General features: G+C 65.6%; 18 protein-coding genes. 4 read left to right on the top strand and 14 right to left on the bottom strand.

The annotated features are described in order from the left end of the window. Positions 1 to 144: 144 nt before the first annotated feature. From K3172_RS10250 to K3172_RS10265, 4 genes are all read right to left on the bottom strand, one after another. A complete protein-coding gene (locus tag K3172_RS10250; RefSeq protein ID WP_221589722.1) occupies positions 145 to 870 on the bottom strand; it encodes an N-formylglutamate amidohydrolase in 726 nt (241 codons plus the stop codon). Continuing rightward, a complete protein-coding gene (locus tag K3172_RS10255) occupies positions 867 to 1,673 on the bottom strand; it encodes a 4-(cytidine 5'-diphospho)-2-C-methyl-D-erythritol kinase (RefSeq protein ID WP_221591106.1) in 807 nt (268 codons plus the stop codon). The genes K3172_RS10250 and K3172_RS10255 overlap by 4 nt, the downstream gene beginning before the upstream one ends. Positions 1,674 to 1,675: 2 nt before the next feature. Beyond that, positions 1,676 to 2,014, bottom strand: coding sequence for a DUF3806 domain-containing protein (locus K3172_RS10260; protein ID WP_221589724.1), 339 nt, complete (start codon positions 2,012 to 2,014; stop codon positions 1,676 to 1,678). A 66-nt stretch (positions 2,015 to 2,080) separates the two neighbouring features. After that, positions 2,081 to 3,730 (bottom strand): electron transfer flavoprotein-ubiquinone oxidoreductase, encoded by a 1,650-nt coding sequence (locus tag K3172_RS10265; protein WP_221589726.1) that lies wholly within the window; start codon positions 3,728 to 3,730, stop codon positions 2,081 to 2,083. An 80-nt stretch (positions 3,731 to 3,810) separates the two neighbouring features. On the opposite strand from K3172_RS10265, the gene K3172_RS10270 reads away from it, so the two are divergent. Genes K3172_RS10270 through K3172_RS10285 form a run of 4 tightly spaced genes read left to right on the top strand, consistent with a single transcriptional unit; the run spans position 3,811 to position 7,957 of the window. Further along, on the top strand, positions 3,811 to 4,596 hold the full coding sequence (locus K3172_RS10270; RefSeq protein ID WP_221589728.1) for a uracil-DNA glycosylase family protein: 786 nt from the start codon (positions 3,811 to 3,813) through the stop codon (positions 4,594 to 4,596). Further along, positions 4,593 to 6,302, top strand: a complete 1,710-nt coding sequence (locus tag K3172_RS10275) for a lytic transglycosylase domain-containing protein (RefSeq protein WP_345725641.1) — start codon at positions 4,593 to 4,595, stop codon at positions 6,300 to 6,302. The genes K3172_RS10270 and K3172_RS10275 overlap by 4 nt, the downstream gene beginning before the upstream one ends. 1 nt (position 6,303) lies before the next feature. Continuing rightward, the gene (gene moaB / locus K3172_RS10280) at positions 6,304 to 6,831 is read left to right on the top strand and encodes a molybdenum cofactor biosynthesis protein B (RefSeq protein WP_221589732.1); all 528 of its coding nucleotides are present in this window, start codon (positions 6,304 to 6,306) and stop codon (positions 6,829 to 6,831) included. A 40-nt stretch (positions 6,832 to 6,871) separates the two neighbouring features. Next, a complete protein-coding gene (locus tag K3172_RS10285) occupies positions 6,872 to 7,957 on the top strand; it encodes a PA0069 family radical SAM protein (protein WP_247718133.1) in 1,086 nt (361 codons plus the stop codon). Positions 7,958 to 8,006: 49 nt separating this feature from the next. Here the strand turns inward: K3172_RS10285 and K3172_RS10290 are convergent, their stop codons facing one another. The 10 genes from K3172_RS10290 to K3172_RS10335 all read right to left on the bottom strand — a co-directional run bounded on the left by K3172_RS10290 (position 8,007) and on the right by K3172_RS10335 (position 17,042). After that, a complete protein-coding gene (locus K3172_RS10290) occupies positions 8,007 to 8,381 on the bottom strand; it encodes an endonuclease domain-containing protein (RefSeq protein WP_221589735.1) in 375 nt (124 codons plus the stop codon). 50 nt (positions 8,382 to 8,431) lie between these two features. After that, positions 8,432 to 8,860 (bottom strand): DUF1330 domain-containing protein, encoded by a 429-nt coding sequence (locus K3172_RS10295; protein ID WP_221589737.1) that lies wholly within the window; start codon positions 8,858 to 8,860, stop codon positions 8,432 to 8,434. Between the two features lie 25 nt (positions 8,861 to 8,885). Further along, entirely contained in the window at positions 8,886 to 9,353 is a 468-nt protein-coding gene (locus K3172_RS10300; RefSeq protein ID WP_221589739.1) for a DUF411 domain-containing protein, read from the bottom strand. A 38-nt stretch (positions 9,354 to 9,391) separates the two neighbouring features. Further along, positions 9,392 to 9,895 (bottom strand): GNAT family N-acetyltransferase, encoded by a 504-nt coding sequence (locus K3172_RS10305; protein ID WP_247718134.1) that lies wholly within the window; start codon positions 9,893 to 9,895, stop codon positions 9,392 to 9,394. Beyond that, entirely contained in the window at positions 9,888 to 11,486 is a 1,599-nt protein-coding gene (locus K3172_RS10310; RefSeq protein WP_247718135.1) for a long-chain fatty acid--CoA ligase, read from the bottom strand. Before K3172_RS10310 ends, K3172_RS10305 begins: the two co-directional genes overlap by 8 nt. A 22-nt stretch (positions 11,487 to 11,508) precedes the next feature. Beyond that, complete coding sequence (dnaE, locus tag K3172_RS10315; protein WP_221589743.1) at positions 11,509 to 14,985, bottom strand: DNA polymerase III subunit alpha; 3,477 nt, start codon at positions 14,983 to 14,985, stop codon at positions 11,509 to 11,511. Positions 14,986 to 15,059: 74 nt separating this feature from the next. Continuing rightward, positions 15,060 to 15,389: a hypothetical protein gene (locus K3172_RS10320; RefSeq protein WP_221589745.1), complete on the bottom strand. Its 330-nt coding sequence runs from the start codon at positions 15,387 to 15,389 to the stop codon at positions 15,060 to 15,062. Positions 15,390 to 15,455: 66 nt separating this feature from the next. Next, positions 15,456 to 16,094 (bottom strand): GNAT family N-acetyltransferase, encoded by a 639-nt coding sequence (locus K3172_RS10325; protein WP_221589747.1) that lies wholly within the window; start codon positions 16,092 to 16,094, stop codon positions 15,456 to 15,458. A 4-nt stretch (positions 16,095 to 16,098) separates the two neighbouring features. After that, positions 16,099 to 16,578 carry a glutathione peroxidase gene (locus K3172_RS10330; RefSeq protein ID WP_221589749.1) on the bottom strand — a complete coding sequence of 160 codons (480 nt, stop codon included), beginning with the start codon at positions 16,576 to 16,578 and terminating at the stop codon, positions 16,099 to 16,101. A gap of 188 nt (positions 16,579 to 16,766) precedes the next feature. After that, positions 16,767 to 17,042 (bottom strand): hypothetical protein, encoded by a 276-nt coding sequence (locus tag K3172_RS10335; RefSeq protein WP_221589751.1) that lies wholly within the window; start codon positions 17,040 to 17,042, stop codon positions 16,767 to 16,769. Positions 17,043 to 17,049 lie beyond the last annotated feature (7 nt).

Raw genomic sequence — 17,049 nt, forward strand, 5'->3', positions numbered from 1 at the left:
TGAACGGAACTCATACCCGCTCACCCTGAGCCTGTCGAAGGGTCAGGTGCCGAGGTGGCTATCCTTCGATAGGCTCAGGATGAGCGGAGGGACTGGGTTAGGCGAATCGAGCCGTCGTGCGAAACAGCTTTTGCTTGGACCCGCTCAAACTTCGAGCGCAACGCGCCCCAGCACGTCGGCCAGCATCAGCGCCCAGCGGGCCTGTCCGGCTTCGTTGGCGATCTGGTCCTGCCTGATCTCGACCGTGCAATAGGGAATGCCAGCGGCTTCCGCATGGCGGTCCATCGTGGCGTTGAGCTGCTTGCCCGAATAGGGCTCGTTGTCACCGACGGTCAGACCCTGCTGGCGAAACAGGCGCATGGCGTGCTGCGCCGCGCGATCGTCCTGGTTGTAGAGCAGCGCGACCTCCCACGGACGGTCCGCGCCGCCGCTTGCCAGTTTCGGCGTGAAGCTGTGCAGCGCGATGATCATCCGGGGTTTCGCCGCAGCGATGAACTTCGCCAGCGCGGCGTGGTAGGGGCGGTGATAGAGATCGAGCCGCTTTTCGATGTCGGCACCGATGTTGCCGGGGATCAGGTGGCCGTCGCTTTCCGTCGGAACCACGCCCGGCTCGTCTTCCTTGCGGTGGAAGTCGCAGACGAGGCGGCTGACGGTTGCGATATGCGCAGGGATGTTGTGACGGCGGGCAAGGCGGTCCGCGATCCCCTCCACACCGATATCGACCGCTATGTGATCGTCCAGCAAAGCGCGATCGATGCCGAGGTCTATGCCTGCGGGCACATGGTTGGAGGCATGATCCGCCACGCAGACCAGCCCGCCGGGGCGCATCGAGTCCATACCAACCTGGCGGTACGGAAGACCGTCGATCATCTCAGCTTCCCTCGCATCTGCCACCAGCCGGGCCGGTCGGCGGCCATGCGAGCCGCGGCCTCGTCCCGCGCTGTTACGTCATCGAACAGCGCGAAACACGTCGCGCCCGAACCTGACATACGGGCGAGAAACGGCGAAGTTCCGCGCATCGCGGCGAGGACCTCGGCGATTGCCGGGCAGAGTTCGATGGCAGGCACTTCGAGGTCGTTGCGGCCTTCAAGCGCGATGGTGCGCGCATCGCCTTCGGACATGGTGCCGCGATCGACGCCGTCCCAGGCCTTGAACACCGGCCCGGTCGAAAGCGGGACGCGCGGATTGACCAGCAGCACGGGCGTGCCCGCGAGACAATTGTCGGCCGGTTCGAGCTCGGTCCCCGTCCCGCGCCCGATGCAGGTGCGGCTCTCGACGCAGGCAGGGACATCCGCGCCCAGAGCAGTGGCGCGCGCATGCCAATCCTCGGGCAGGCCATGGCGCTCGCGGACGATGCGGAACACAGCCCCGGCGTCCGCCGAACCGCCACCAAGACCAGCCGCCACGGGCAGGTTCTTCTCGAGCGTGATCGCAAGCCCCTCTGCCCGCGGCAGCTTGCCAAGCGCCTTCGCGACGAGATTGTCGAACGGATCGTCCAGCCCGCCCGCGAACTCGCCAACCACCTGCACGCTGTCCTGCGCGGCGCTGCTGGCGCTCAGCACATCCCCCGCATCGACGAAGGCGAAAAGCGTTTCGAGTTCGTGATACCCGTCCTCACGCCGCCTGCGAACATGCAGCGCAAGGTTGATCTTGGCGTAGGCGGTTACTTGCATTTTCACCCGCAGAGTCTCTGCATGTGGCTAATTGTCGCTTCTCGCAGCCACTCGATATCGACCGTTTCTCCACGCTCGAGGCGCTTATCGATCATACTGATTGGATGGCAAACAGTGTCGGTTCCTATCACTGCGATCGATAGTTCGCGACCATACTCATCCGTAACATGAACCCACTCATAGTCACCGAGAGAAATAAACAGCTCACCAAATGCCACACCAAACGAAGCAAGCAGCTCGTTCCTTCGATCTCTCTCGCTCAAAGCAAGGTCGTATAAGGATTGAACGTCCTGAAGCTTGAGCGGCAAACCACAGTCCGCCGCCCGGGCAGCTTCCGCCAAATTCGAGGTTATCGCCGCCCTCTCTGTCGTTGAGAGCGGGCGTATCTCAAGGCTCAAGGAACGCCATCACATATTCGGATAGTTCGGCCCGCCGCCGCCTTCGGGCGTGACCCAGTTGATGTTCTGGTTCGGGTCCTTGATATCACAAGTCTTGCAGTGGACACAGTTCTGCGAGTTAATCTGGTACTTCGGCTCGCCGGTATTCTCATCGACCAGCCACTCGTAGACGCCGGCCGGGCAATAGCGTGTAGAAGGGCCTGCGAAGACCCCCAGCTCGCTATCCTTCTGCAGCTCCATGTCCTTGACCTGCAAGTGGACCGGCTGGTCCTCGGCATGGTTCGTGTAGCTGAAGCTGACGCTGGTCAGACGGTCGAAGCTGAGCACCCCGTCGGGCTTCGGATAGGCGATCGGCTGATAGAGATCCGCACGGTTGAGCGCGTCGCAATCGCGGTGGTGCTTCATGCTGATCGGCAGGCCGATCTTGAGGAATCGCATCCACATGTCGATGCCGCCCAGCAGCGCACCGATATCGTCGCCGAAGCGCTCGATCGCGGGCAGCGCGTTCTGGACCTGCTTCAACTCCTTGGCGATCCAGCTGTCGCGCAGCGCGGCGTCGTAATCCATCAGCTCGGTGTGCTCATGCCCCGCAGCGACGGCCGCCGCGACGCTTTCGGCGGCCAACATGCCGCTCTTCATCGCGGTGTGGCTGCCCTTGATGCGCGGCACGTTGACGAAGCCTGCGGCGCAGCCGATCAGCGCGCCGCCCGGGAAAGCGAGCTTGGGCACGCTCTGCCAGCCGCCGTCGTTGATCGCGCGCGCGCCATAGGCCACGCGCTTGCCGCCCTTGAGCACCTCGGCGATCAGCGGATGGTGTTTCCAGCGCTGGAATTCCTGGAACGGGCTGACGTAGGGATTGGAGTAGTCGAGCCAAGTGACGAGGCCGAGGGCGACCTGCCCGTTCGCCTGGTGGTAGAGGAAGCCGCCGCCGTGGCTGCCGCTTTCGTTCAGCGGCCAGCCCTGCGTGTGGACGATCTTGCCCGGTTCGTGCAGCGCTGGGTCGATGTCCCACAATTCTTTGACGCCGAGGCCATAGACCTGCGGCTGGCAGTCCGCCTCGAGGTCGAACTTGGCTTTCATCTGCTTGGTGAGGTTGCCGCGGGCACCCTCCGCGAAGAGCGTATACTTGGCGAGGATTTCCATGCCCGGCTGGTAATCGCCCTTGTGCGAACCGTCCGCCGCGACGCCCATGTCCTGCGTCGCCACGCCGCGCACCGCGCCATTCTCGTCGAACAGCACTTCGGCCGCGGGGAAGCCGGGAAAGACCATCACCCCCAGCCCTTCGGCCTGTTCGGCCAGCCAGCGGCAGAGGTTGCCGAGCGAACCGGTATAGCACCCTTCGTTCGACATGAAGGGCGGGAACATCATATGCGGCAGCGCGGAGGCACCGGTTTCGCTGATCGTATAGAACAGGTCCTCGCCCACCGGCGTTTCCGCCATCGGGCAGCCCATGTCGCGCCATTCGGGCAGCAGCTCGTCGAGCGCCTTGGGGTCGACCACCGCGCCGGAGAGGATATGCGCGCCGATCTCGCTGCCCTTTTCGAGCAGCACGACCTCGAGGTCGCCGTTGATCTGCTTCAACCGGATCGCCGCGGCGAGGCCGGCCACGCCGCCGCCGATGATGACGACGTCGCAGGGCATGGATTCGCGTTCGCTCATGTCTCTCTCTTTTCGTCGCTAAACTTGCGTTCGATGCCTTGATTGCTGGGGCGTTAGAGGTCAAGACCCGGACCCAGCCGATGATGCAGTCCGATACCCACGATCCGCGCGATTTCGACGCATTGGCAGGCCTCGAAGGCGCGATCGACTGGTGGCGCGAGGCGGGTGTCGACCACGACTTTTCCGACGAACCGACGAGCTGGCTGGCAGAGCCAGAGGACAAGAATGCCGTAGCGGCTGCCCCACCGCCGCCGCCGGTCGCACCGCCCAGGCCGACGCCGCTTTCGCGCGCGCTGGAGCAGGACAGCGGACCGCCGTTCGGTGGCGACCGCGCTGGCTGGCCCGACAGCCTCGAAAAATTTCGCGAATGGTGGATGACCGAGCCATCGCTGGCGGACGGCGCGCTCGACCGGCGCGCGCCGCCACGTGGGGCCGCCGGGGCCAAGCTGCTCGTCCTCGTCCCGCAGGCGGAACCCGACGATGGCGAAGGCCTGCTGACGGGCGGCGCCGGACGGCTGCTCGAAGCGATGTTGCAGGCGATGGGGATCGGCATGCACGAGGTCTATCTCGCCAGCGTGCTGCCCGCCCCGATGGCGCTGCCGGAGTGGGCCACCCTCGCCGCCCGGAGCCTCGATGACCTGACGCGTCATCACATCGGCCTTGCCGCGCCGCAACGCGTGCTCGCCATCGGACGGGCGCAATTGGCGCTGTTCGGTATCCCGCCCGAGAAAGCACGCGACCCCCTCGTCCTCGACTGTGGCGACAAGCCGATACCCCTGCTCGCCACTCCCGATTTCTCCCAGATCGCCCGCAGCGCCGCCCGGCGCGAACGGCTCTGGCACCGCTGGCTCGAATGGACCGCATGACCCCCAGACTGATTTTCGCCCTTACCGCCGCCTCGCTCGCCACGCCGCTGGCGGCGCAGCAGAGCAGTGTCGAATACTTCACCCGCTCGCACGCGCAGGCGCTGCCGCAACTGCTCTCGAGCGACGATCGCGCGTGGTACGGCTCCTTCTACGAGGCCATCCAGTCCGAAAACTGGGACCGCGTCGAGGTGATGCTCGGCGAGCGCGAGGACGGGCCGCTGCACGGCGCGGCCATCGCCAGCTATTACCTCCACGCCAACAGTCCGCGGATCGAGCTGGGCCGGATCGAGGCCTGGCTGCGCAAATACGAAGACCTGCCCTATGCCGCCGCAATGGTACGGCTCGGCGAGACGCGCGGGCTCGAAGGCAATTTCGACCTGCCGGGCGAACAACGGCTCGTCCGCCAGCCCGGCATCACCCGGCGCACCCTGCCGGCGGCCATCAATGACGGGACTATGCCGTCCTCGGTCAGTTCGGCGATCCTCGATCGGATCAAGAACGACGACCCCGATGGTGCCCGCCTGCTGCTGGACGGGGTCGATGCGACGCTGTCCTCTGCGGCACGGGCCGAGTGGCGGCAGCGCGTGGCATGGAGCTACTACATCGAGAACCGCGACGCGCAGGCCTGGGCGATAGCCGACACCGTGCGCGACGGGGGCAGCGGTGCATGGGTCGCGGAAGGCGAGTGGGCCGCCGGCCTCGCGGCATGGCGCCTCGGCGATTGCGAGAAGGCCGCCCAGGCGTTCCGCCGCAGCGCCGCCGGTGCGACCAATCCGGAACTTTCGAGTGCCGCCCATTACTGGGCCAGCCGCGCGCTGGTCCGGTGTCGCCAGCCGGAAGATGCCGCCGAGCAGTTGCGCGGCGCGGCGCGGTTTCCCGACACGCTCTACGGCATGATCGCCCACGAACAGATGGGTCGCCCGCTGCCGGACACCCACACCACCCCCGACCTGACCGAGGGCGACTGGCGCCGGATCAGCCGGGACGAGGCGGTGCGGCTGGCGGTCATGCTCACCGAAATCGGCCAGCGCGCGGAGGCAGACGAGGTGCTGCGCTGGCTGGTCCGTACCGGCGACAGCCGCGATTTCGAGGCGCTCGGCAAGCTCGCCCGCGCGCTCGGTCTCACCGGCACGCAGAACTTCATGGCCTACAATGCGCCGGCGCGGTCCGCGGCGCATCCCAGCCTCAAATATCCGGTCACCTTCCGCCAGCCCATCGGCGGCTGGCGCGTCGACCCCGCCCTCGCCTTCGCCCATGCCTTGCAGGAATCGAACTTCCGCGAGGGCGTCGTCAGTCCCGCGGGTGCGATCGGTCTCATGCAGATCATGCCGATCACGCGGCGCGAATATGCCTCTTCGATCAACATGAGCGCAGGCGCGGACCTGAAGGATCCGGCGGTCAACCTCGCCTTCGGGCAGCGGACGCTGGAGGCGCTGGCATCGGCCGGGTACACGCAAGGCAAGCTGCCCAAGGTCATGGCCGCGTACAACGCCGGGCCGACCCCGATCAGCCGCTGGGAGAGCGAGGTCCGCGATCAGGACGATCCGCTGCTCTATATGGAATCGCTGCCCTATTGGGAGACGCGCAGCTATGTCGCCATCGTGATGCGGAACTACTGGATGTACCTGCGCCAGGCGAATGCGCCCGCCCCGAGCCGGATCGACCTGGCCGAGAACGACTGGCCGCGGTTCCCGAAAGCCAACTGACATGGCGATCGACGAAAGCCGCGCCGTCAAGCCGATCCGCATCGCGCTGCTGACAATCTCGGACAGCCGCTCTCTCGCGGACGACACGTCTGGCGACATCCTCGCCGCGCGGATCGAGGGGGCCGGGCACCAACTGGCGGCGCGCGAGATCAGCCGCGACAGCGTGGAAGAGATCGCCGCGCACCTTCACCGCTGGATCGACGACGAGGCGATCGACTGCGTCATCACCACCGGCGGCACGGGCCTGACAGGACGCGACGTGACGCCCGAGGCGCTGGACCGGGTCAAGAGCAAGGACATCCCCGGCTTCGGCGAGCTGTTCCGCTGGCTCAGCTACAGGACCATCGGCACCAGCACCATCCAGAGCCGCGCCTGCGCCGTGCTGGCGCGGGGGACCTATATCTTTGCCCTCCCCGGCTCGAACGGCGCGGTGAAAGATGGCTGGGACATGATCCTCGCCGAGCAGCTCGACGGCCGCAACCGGCCCTGCAACTTCGTCGAGCTGATGCCCCGCCTGCGCGAGCGATAACCCCTGTCACCGGACATATGTTCCGTGTATGTTCTCATGCATGGAACGCCGACTCGAACCCTCTTTCGATGGCCGCGGAGCGCAGTCGGCGCAGGTGCCGACGCGCTTCGGCCTCGCCACGCGTGAAGCGGATGGCGACTGGCGCGACTACATGGAGCAGCTTGACGGCCCTCCCGTAAAACTGCGCACGCATGTGACCGAGGAGCGACCGAAGACGATCCTAAGCTTCAATCAGTCGCCCGACATCTTCTTCGACCGTTCGATCAACGCCTATCGCGGCTGCGAGCATGGCTGCGTCTATTGCTTCGCGCGGCCCACCCATGCCTATCACGACCTCTCGCCCGGGCTCGATTTCGAGACTCGGCTCTTTGCGAAGCCAAATGCGGCAGAACTGCTTCGCGCGACGCTGGCCAAGCCGAAGTACCGCCCCAAGCCGATCGCCATGGGGACCAATACCGATCCCTATCAGCCGATCGAGCGGACTTACCGCATCACGCGGTCCGTGCTGGAAGTCTGCCTCGACGCGCGCCATCCGGTGACGATCACCACCAAGTCCGACCGGGTGGTGGACGATCTCGACCTGCTCACCGCAATGGCGGAGCGGCGGCTGGTGGCGGTGGCGATCTCGGTCACTAGCCTCGATCCCAAGCTCTCGGGCAAGCTCGAACCGCGTGCAGCATCGCCGGCCAAGCGACTCGCTGCCTTGCAGAAACTGGTCGAGGCAGGCGTGCCGAGCCACTGCTCGGTCGCGCCGGTCATCCCCGCCATCACCGACGAGTTCATGGAAGAGATCGTCCAGCGCGCGGCGGCGGTCGGAGTGGACAGCGTCGGCTGGATCCCGCTGCGCCTGCCGCACGAGGTCGCGCCGCTGTTTCGCGAATGGCTCTCGGTCCACTACCCCGAGCGCGGGGACAAGGTCATGTCCATCGTCCGCTCGATCCGGAGCGGCAAGGACAACGACCCCAACTTCTTCAGCCGTCTGAGGCCCACCGGCGTCTGGGCCGACCTCTTCCGCGCCCGCTTCCGCCTCGCCTGCAAGCGCGCCGGCATCGGCAAGGCGAAGTTCGAGCTCGACTGCACGCAGTTCAGGCCGCCCGCGGTGGGCGGACAATTGCGGCTCCTCTAGCCTCCCCGGCACGGGGAGGGGAACCGCCGAAGGCGGTGGAGGGGCACGCTCAGCTGTTCCCGATTGCAGCTTTTCGCTCAGTACAAATCTGCCCGAGCCTGACCGACACCGCCTCCACATCCTCGAGAATCGCCTTGGCCGGAATACGGGTGGTCGCAATCCCTTGCGAGCGGAGAAACTCCGACCGCCACTGGTCGCGCGCGATCGTTTCGGGGTTGTCATGTACCCATCCATCCACTTCGATCGCGAGACGGAGCGAGGCGCAATAGAAGTCAAGAATATAGGGGCCGGCCGGATGCTGGCGGCGGAACTTGAGGCCATCGGGACGAATGCGAAGATGCGACCAGAGCACGCGCTCGGGCTTCGACATCTCGCTGCGCAGCTTGCGGGCACGTTTGATCGTTTCGCGCGGGCCGGTGATCATGGCTTGTGCCCCTCCACCACTTCGTGGTCCCCCTCCCCGTTTCGGGGAGGCTAGAACCCCTCCCCCGCTTCACCCGGCTTGAAGCAAATCAGGCGGCTATCGACCAGGGCGGCGGTACGGTTGACCACGGCGAGCTGGTAGTCCGGGTCCTTGATCATTGCGAAGAACGCCGCGCTGTTCGGATATTGCGCCACGAAGCCGTCGTGCCAGCGCTTGTCGTCGGGCCCGGTGACCATGGTCTGGAACGCGCCGCGCCAGACGATCGAGCCGCCGACGCGCTGGAAGATCGGGCCGCTGGTCTTGCCGTATTCCTGATAGGCGCGCCGCCCGCTCCAGCCCTTTCCCGCATGCTCGTGGCCTTCGGGATAGGCGGCCTCCTCGCGGTAGAGCAGTAGGTTGAGCATGTGGATCGGCTCGTCGCGCGGCAGGGCCTTGAAGGCTTCGAAATTCGCGCGGCTCGGATCGATGAAACTGGTCATGGCATCCCTCCCTGCCGGACCGCGATCAATGCTGGTGCGCGGTCGCGGTCCCTTGGTGTGTCGCCCAGACCTTGTGCTTCCCGTCACGCATGATCAAGACCGTCTGGTAGGTATCGCTGCGTCCCTTGGCCTCCATGCCGGGCGAGCCGATGGGCATGCCGGGCACGCTGAGGCCGACGGCATCGGGTCTTTCTTCCAGCAGTCGGCGGATATCCTCCGCCGGGACGTGGCCCTCGATCGCGTAGCCCTCCACCGTGGCAGTGTGGCAGCTGCGCAGGTTGGCGGGAACGCCGGCGGCTTCGGCGATGGGGGTCGTGTCCTCGACATCGCGCACGCTCAGGGTGAAGCCGGCGGCCTGCATCCGTTCGATCCACGCGCTGCAACAACCGCACCAGGGGGTCTTCACCACGTCGATCGTGCTAGCGGAGGCCGCCTGCGCGCAGGCAATCAGGGCGAGCGGGGCCATCAGGGACAAAGAACGCAGTCGGGACATGGACGAGCTCCTCGGGATTTCGGGATTGAATTGCTGCCTTACCTAAGGAGGGAAAGCTGCATGTAAACTGTATCGAGCCGCCGGCCGAATTTCATCCCGACATCGCGCATCCGGCCAGCATGGACGAAGCCCAACCGCGCGTGCAGCGCGACCGAAGCCGGCTCTCCGCCGCCGATTACGCCGATCATCTGTTCGAAGCCACTTGCTCGCGCGGCATCCACCAGCGCCGCGAGCAGCTGTGTGCCGAGGCCCTGTCCGCGCGCCACATCGGCGATGTAGATGCTGTCCTCGCAGGTATGGGCATAGGCGGCACGGTCGCGGAACTGCGTCGCATAGGCATAGCCACGCACCGCGCCGTCCACCTCGATCACGAGGAACGGCCAGCCCCGCGCCGCAACATGCGCGATCTTCTCCGCCCAGAACGCCGCGTCGGGTGCTTCGGTATCGAAGGTCGCGGTCGAATGCGCGACGTGGAAGGCATAGATCGCCTGCACCGCCGGGGCGTCCCCCGGCACGGCAGGCCTCACTATCGCGTCAGGCAAGCTGGTAGTCCGCGAAACGGTCGCGCAAATCCTTCTTGCTGATCTTTCCGGTCGCGGTGTGCGGGATATCGTCGACAAACTCGACCGCATCGGGCAGCCACCACTTGGCCACCTTGTCGGACAGGAACTCGACCACGTCTTCCGCCGTGCAATCCGCGCCTTCCTTCTTCACCACGAACAGCACCGGGCGCTCGTCCCACTTGGGGTGGAACATGCCGATGCAGGCCGCCTCGGCCACCGCCGGATGGCCGACCGCCGCGTTCTCGAGCTCGACCGAGCTGATCCATTCGCCGCCGGACTTGATCACGTCCTTGGTGCGGTCGGTGATCTGCATCGTGCCGTCCGGGTGGATCGTGGCGACGTCGCCGGTGTCGAACCAGCCGTCCGCGGTGAGCGCGTCTTCCTCCGCCTTGAAATAGCGCTTGAGCACCCACGGCCCGCGGCTATGCAAGGCGCCCGAGGCTTCGCCGTCGCGCGGCAGGACCTTGGTCGGGTCGTCGAGATCGACCGTGCGCAGCTCAACGCCGAAAATCGGGCGGCCCTGCTTCATGGTCTTCTCGACCTTCTGTTCGAAAGTGAGCTGGTCCCAGTCCGCCGTCGGCCCGCCGACCGTGCCGATGGGGCTGGTTTCGGTCATGCCCCAGGCATGCTGGACGCGGGTGCCGTTCTTCATCAGCCGTTCGATCATGAAGCGCGGCGCGGCCGACCCGCCGATGGTGGCGGCGCGCAGCTTGGGCAGTTCGAGCCCGTTGGCGTCGCAATACTGGAAATGCGCCAGCCAGACGGTCGGAACGCCCGCGCTGTCGGTCACGCCTTCGCGCTTCATCAGCTCGTCGAGCACCGCAGGGTCATTGACCGCGCTGAAGACGAACTTGATGCCCGCCATCGCGCCCGCATAGGGCAGACCCCAGCTCGCCGCGTGGAACATCGGCACCACCGGCAGCATGACCGAGGAGGCGCTGAAGTTGAAGGTGCTCGGCTGAAGGCCCGACACCGCATGCAGCAGGGTCGAGCGGTGTTCGTACTGCACGCCCTTGGGATTGCCCGTGGTGCCGCTGGTGTAGCAGATCATGCACGGATCGCGCTCGTCGCCGGTGACCCAGTCGAACTCGCCGTCCTGCGCGCCGATCCAGTCCTCGAAGCTCTGGCTGTGCTCGCCCGAATCGAAGCAGATGTAATGTTCGACCGTCAGCCACTTGTCGCGCATCCGGTCGACGATCGGCTGGAAGGCCGCGTCGTAGAGCATCACCTTATCCTCGGCATGGCCGACGATATATTCGAGCTGCTCGTCGAACAGGCGCGGGTTGCAGGTATGCAGCACGCCGCCCATGCCCGCCACGCCGAACCAGCTGACGAGGTGGCGCGAGTGGTTCATGGCGAGGCTGGCGACCTTGTCGCCCTTCTCGAGGCCCAGCGCGAGCAGCGCCTGGCTCATCTTCTTCGCGTCGCGGTGGATGCCCGCCCAGTCGGTGCGCGTCTCGCCGCCGTCCGCCCAGCGGGTGACGATCTCACGGTGCGGAGCCTCGCGTGCCGCGTGGTCGATCACATGCGAGATCCGCATGCTCCAGTCCTGCATCGCGCCCAGTGCCATAACCTCTCCTCTCAAGCCCAGATCAGGCGACGAGGCGCAGGTTTGCCTTCCCCCGTCGCGCGGTCAGTTGCACCTTGGCAAGACCCGGCACGCTTGCCAAGCGTTCAGCGAGCTCCCCATCGATGGAAAATGCGTGGCCGAGCCGCATGACCGGCGGATGGGGATCGCCGGTCAGCAAGGTGACGACGGCTTCGTCGCCGCCGGGCCCCTTCGCCTGCAACGCCATCGCCAGTTCGGTGACCGCATCGACGCTGCTGGCTTCGAGCGTCAGCACCATCGCCATGCTGCCCTTAACCGCCTCCAGCGGCACCGCCCCGCGCACCGTGATGCGCGGCGGTTCGTCGGGGCTCGGACTGTCGAGCTCGACATCGAGCTTCACGCAGGTCTGGTTCTCTGCCCATTCGAGGAACCTGTCGACCATGCTCTCTTCGAAGCAGGCGGCGCTGAACTGGCCCGAACTGTCGGAGAAATCGGCGCGGATGAAAGGCTTGCCGCGCTTGGTCGTGCCCTTGCTCGCCTTCTCAACCATGGCCGCCATGACCGCACCCGCGCGCCCGCCGGGGGGCGCCCCGCCCGCCATCAGCGAGCCATAGCTGCGCGCGCCCTGCGCCGATGCGACGGTACGCCACGCCTCGACCGGGTGCTCCGCGAAATAGAAGCCGAAGTTCTCCTTCTCGCGCGCCATCTGCTCAGCGCGCGGCCAGGGCTCGACCTCCTTGAGCCGCAAAGTGTCCTCGCTCGGCGAATCCTCGCCGCCGAACAGCGCCGCCTGCCCGCTGGAGCGCTCGCGCTCGGCAGCATCTGCCACGGCGAGCAGCATGTCGGCATTGGCGAAGACCTTCGCGCGGTTGGGCTCGAACTCGTCGAGCGCGCCGGCGCTGGCCAGTGCTTCCAGCTGGCGCGAGTTCATCGCGCCCTTGGGCAGGCGTTCGAACAGGTCCTGCAGGCTTTCGAATTTGCCGCTCGCCTCGCGTTCGTGGACGATGGCTTCCATCGCCCGCTCGCCGACATTGCGGATGCCCGCCAGCGCATAGCGCACGGCATAGCCGTCGTCGGTCTGCTCGACCGTGTATTCGGCCTCGGAATGGTTGAGCGAAGGCGGCAGCACTTTGATCCCGCCGCGCCGCGCATCGTCGACGAACACCGCCAGCTTCTCCGACTGGTGCATGTCGAAGCACATGGAGGCGGCGAAGAATTCCTCCGGGTAATGCGCCTTGAGCCAGGCCGTCTGGTAGGCGAGCAACGCGTAGGCGGCGGCGTGCGACTTGTTGAAGCCGTAGCCGGCGAACTTGTCGATCAAGTCGAACAGCGCATTCGCCTCAGCCTTGTCGATCCCCGAGACGTCCTTGCAGCCGTCGACGAAACGCTGGCGCTGGGCGTCCATTTCGGCCTGAACCTTCTTGCCCATCGCGCGGCGCAGGAGGTCGGCGTCGCCAAGCGAGTATCCGGCGAGGATCTGCGCGGCCTGCATGACCTGTTCCTGGTAGACGAAGATCCCGTAGGTCTCGGCAAGGATGCCCTCGAGCTTGGGGTGCGGATACTCGATCGGCACCTCGCCTGCCTTGCGCTTGCCGAAAAGCGGGATGTTGTCCATCGGGCCCGGACGATAGAGCGAGACGAGCGCGATGATGTCGCCGAAATTGGTCGGCTTCACCGCCGTCAGCGTGCGGCGCATGCCTTCCGATTCCAGCTGGAACACGCCCACCGTGTTGCCGCTCTTCATCAGCTCGTAGACCTTGGAATCGTCGAGCGGGAGCGTCGACAGGTCGATGGCGATCTCGCGCTTCTTGAGCAGGTCGGTCGCCTTCTTGAGCACCGAGAGGGTCTTCAATCCGAGGAAGTCGAACTTGACGAGGCCGCTGCTTTCAACATTCTTCATGTCGTATTGCGTCACCGGCATGTCGGAACGCGGATCGCGATAGAGCGGCACCAGCTGCGCCAGCGGCCGGTCGCCGATCACCACGCCCGCCGCGTGGGTCGAGCTGTTGCGCGGGAAGCCTTCCAGCTGCATCGCCAGGTCGACGAGGCGCTTCACCTCGTTGTCGTCGTCGTACTCGCGCCTGAAATCCGCCGCGCCGTTGAGCGCGCGCGGCAGGGTCCAGGGATCAGTCGGATGGTTGGGTACCATCTTGCAGAGGCGATCTACGTGGCCGTAGCTCATCTGCAGGATGCGGCCCGTATCGCGCAGCACCGCGCGGGCCTTCAGCTTGCCGAAGGTGATGATCTGCGCGACGTGATCGTGCCCGTATTTCTGCTGGACATAGCGGATCACCTCGCCCCGCCGCGTTTCGCAGAAGTCGATATCGAAGTCGGGCATCGACACGCGTTCGGGGTTGAGGAAGCGTTCGAACAGCAGGCCGAGCTTTATGGGGTCGAGGTCGGTGATCGTCAGCGCCCATGCGACGAGGCTGCCCGCGCCCGAACCACGGCCCGGCCCCACCGGAATATCGTGATCCTTGGCCCATTTGATGAAGTCGGCAACGATCAGGAAGTAGCCGGGGAAGCCCATCTGGTTGATGATGTCGACTTCGAACTTGAGCCGGTCGAAATAGACCTGGCGCTCGTCCTCCGGCATCTCGCCATAGGGTTCGAGTCGCGCTTCCAGCCCCTTGCGCGCATCCTCCTCCAGCATCCGCGCCTCGCCCTCGAGGTCGCCCGCGAGGCTGGGCAGGATCGGCTTGCGATAGGGCGGCGCATAGGCGCAGCGTCTGGCAAGGACGAGCGTGTTCTCCACCGCCTCGGGCAGGTCGGCGAAGGTCTCGTCCATCATGTGGTAGGTCTTGACGTAGCTTTCCGGATTGGAATGCGCGCGGTCCTCGGCCTCGACATGGGTCGACCCGGCGATGCACAGCATGGCGTCATGCGCCTTGTGCATATGCGGCTCGGCGAAATTGGCCGGATTGGTGGCGATCAGCGGCAGGTCCCGCGCATAGGCGAGATCGATCAGCGCATTCTCGGCCCGCTCTTCGACCTCGTTGCCGCGCCGCGCAAGCTCGATATAGAGCCGGTTCGGGAACAGCGCCTGCAACCGGTCGAGCATGGCCTCGCCATGGCTCTGTTGCCCTTCGGCGAGAAGCCGGGTGACCGCGCCCTCGCTGGCCCCGGTCAGCGCGATCAGACCCGCGGTACGGCCCTCGAGATTCTCCAGCCGCACATGCGGTTCGAATTCGAGCGGCCGGTCGAGATGCGCCTTCGAGACGAGATGGCAGAGATTATCGTAACCCGCCTCGTCCTGCGCATAGAGCGGCAGGTAATCGACCTGCTTCCCTTCGGCATCGCGTGCGACGCCCAACAGCGTGCCGATGATCGGCTGCACACCTTCGGCCTTGCAGGCATTGGCGAACATGACCGCCCCGTAGAGCCCGTTGCGGTCTGCAATCGCGATCGCGGGAAAGCCCCGCTCCTTCGCCAGCTTGGCCATCGCCTTGGGATCGATCGCCCCTTCGAGCATCGAATAGGCGGACAGCACGCGGAAGGGGACGAAGGGCTTGAAAGGCATCCCGACAGATTAGGAATTTCCGCCGGATTCGGAAGGGCCGCAGCCCCGGCTTTTCTCCACAAGCGGTGGAGAAGTCAGGCCTCGCGCCCCTCGCGGATCTTGCGGCGCGTGTCGCGGATCGTCGAGTAAGCACCGTAGACCACCAGCACGCCGAGGAATATCCACACCCACACCGGAATGTTCCGCCCCGCAATGGCGAGATAGAGATAGGCCGAGACGAAGAAAAACCCCGCCAGCATCGTCGGCAGCACCGTCGACTGGCCCGCCCTCGCCCGCTTCACCAGCCAGCCGATCGACAGCAGGAAGAAGGGGATCGCGCCGACGTAGATCCCGCCGAAGATATACGGATTCACGCCATATTCGGCGCCGAGCGAGAGGAACCACTGGTTGAAATCTGCAAGCATGGCGGGGCTTTCGGTTGGGCTGCGGCCGCGGTTACAGCACTTCGCGCAACCTGCACACGGAAAAGCTCAGACCCTGAGGGATGCACTCGCATACGGGCTGACCACCGTCCATCCCAGCGTTTCATAGAGCGCGCGCCCGGGCCCGGTCGCCATCAGAAGTTGCGGCATATCCGGAGCGGGGAGTGCTTCACCGAGGGCATGCATGACAGCGGTCCCGAGCCCGCGGCGGCCGAACTGCGGCCAGGTGACGATCCTGTCGTATACGAAGGCGTCCCAGCCGATGCCCGCATGTCCCGACGCGGCCAGCTCTCCATCGAGCGTAAGCACGGCGACGTGGGCGCTATGCCGTCCGATACGGGATTCGAGCCTGAACCCGTCCGCTAAGGCTCCTAGCGGCTGGGCGGAGGTCGCAACCATCGCATGGGACGGCGCGCCGACCTCCCATCCCCGGGGCAATGCTGCCTGCAATTCGTCGTTCTCGCAGAAGACCCGTAGGTTATTGCCCGGCTCGGAAATTTCGTGAGCAAGCTCGACCAGCTCCGGGGTCACGCGATCGAAAAGCCAGCGGCGGTGCTCGCCGCCGGTACCCACCTCCGCCCGCCAGCCGCCGCGATCGAGGAAGGGCATGGGCAGTCCGCGCGCGAGCGCACGCCCCGTGATCCATGCCCCGAGCCAGTCGAGGTCCGGCCGGAACGGGTCGATCATCTGCCTACAGCAGCTTCTCGATGTCCTTCGCGATGCTCTTGGGCGCATCGGCCGGGCCATAACGCTTCACCACATTGCCCTCGCGATCGATCAGGAATTTGGTGAAGTTCCATTTGATTGCCTTCGAGCCCATCAGGCCGGGCTTTTCGTCCTTCATCCAGTCGAACAGCGGGCTGGCGTCGGGGCCGTTGACGTCGACCTTGGCCATCAGCGGGAAGGTCAAGCCGAAATTGACCTTGCAGAACTGCTCGATCTCCTCCGCATCGCCCGGCTCCTGGTTGCCGAACTGGTTGCAGGGAAAGGCGAGGACCTCGAAGCCCTTGTCCCCGTAGTCCTGAAACAGCTCCTCCAGCCCGTCATACTGCGGGGTGAAGCCGCATTTGCTCGCCGTGTTGACCACCAGCAGGACCTTGCCGAGCTTGTCCTTCAGGTCGAGCGCCTCCCCCTTGTTGGTCGAGACCGTGAAATCGGCGATCGTAGTCATGGCACTGGCGGTCCTTGCGGCGGGAAAGAAGATCGAAGCGGTTGTCCGGCAGGCATGCAGGGAATCGGGCCCTGTCACCTTGCTGGCATACCCTCGCATGCTCCTGCACGCGATAGGTCGCGCGCACAAGCGCGGGCTTGTTACCCTTCAAGCAGACACGGGGATGGCCGGACGCGGCGCGGACTGTCTCACCCCGGAAAATCGTCCCGCGCGGCGAGGCTGGCGATCTCTTCCGCGTGATATTCGCGATCGCCCGCCTTTTCGATGTAGTACTGACCGCGCTCCTCGGGCGCCATCAGCATGATGTGGCTGATAAGGCCGGCGAAGGTACCCTGGCGCAGCCCTTTCGCCCCGTCGAGCAGGCCATCGCCATCGCCCTCGCGGTGGAGGCTGGCGCGGTCGTCCCACTGGATGCCTTCACGGTGGCAATCGTCGGCGCGGTAGGTGCTGGGATGGTCGGTCATGCGAATT

It is taken from the genome of Qipengyuania proteolytica, assembly GCF_019711565.1.
GTDB lineage: Bacteria > Pseudomonadota > Alphaproteobacteria > Sphingomonadales > Sphingomonadaceae > Qipengyuania > Qipengyuania proteolytica.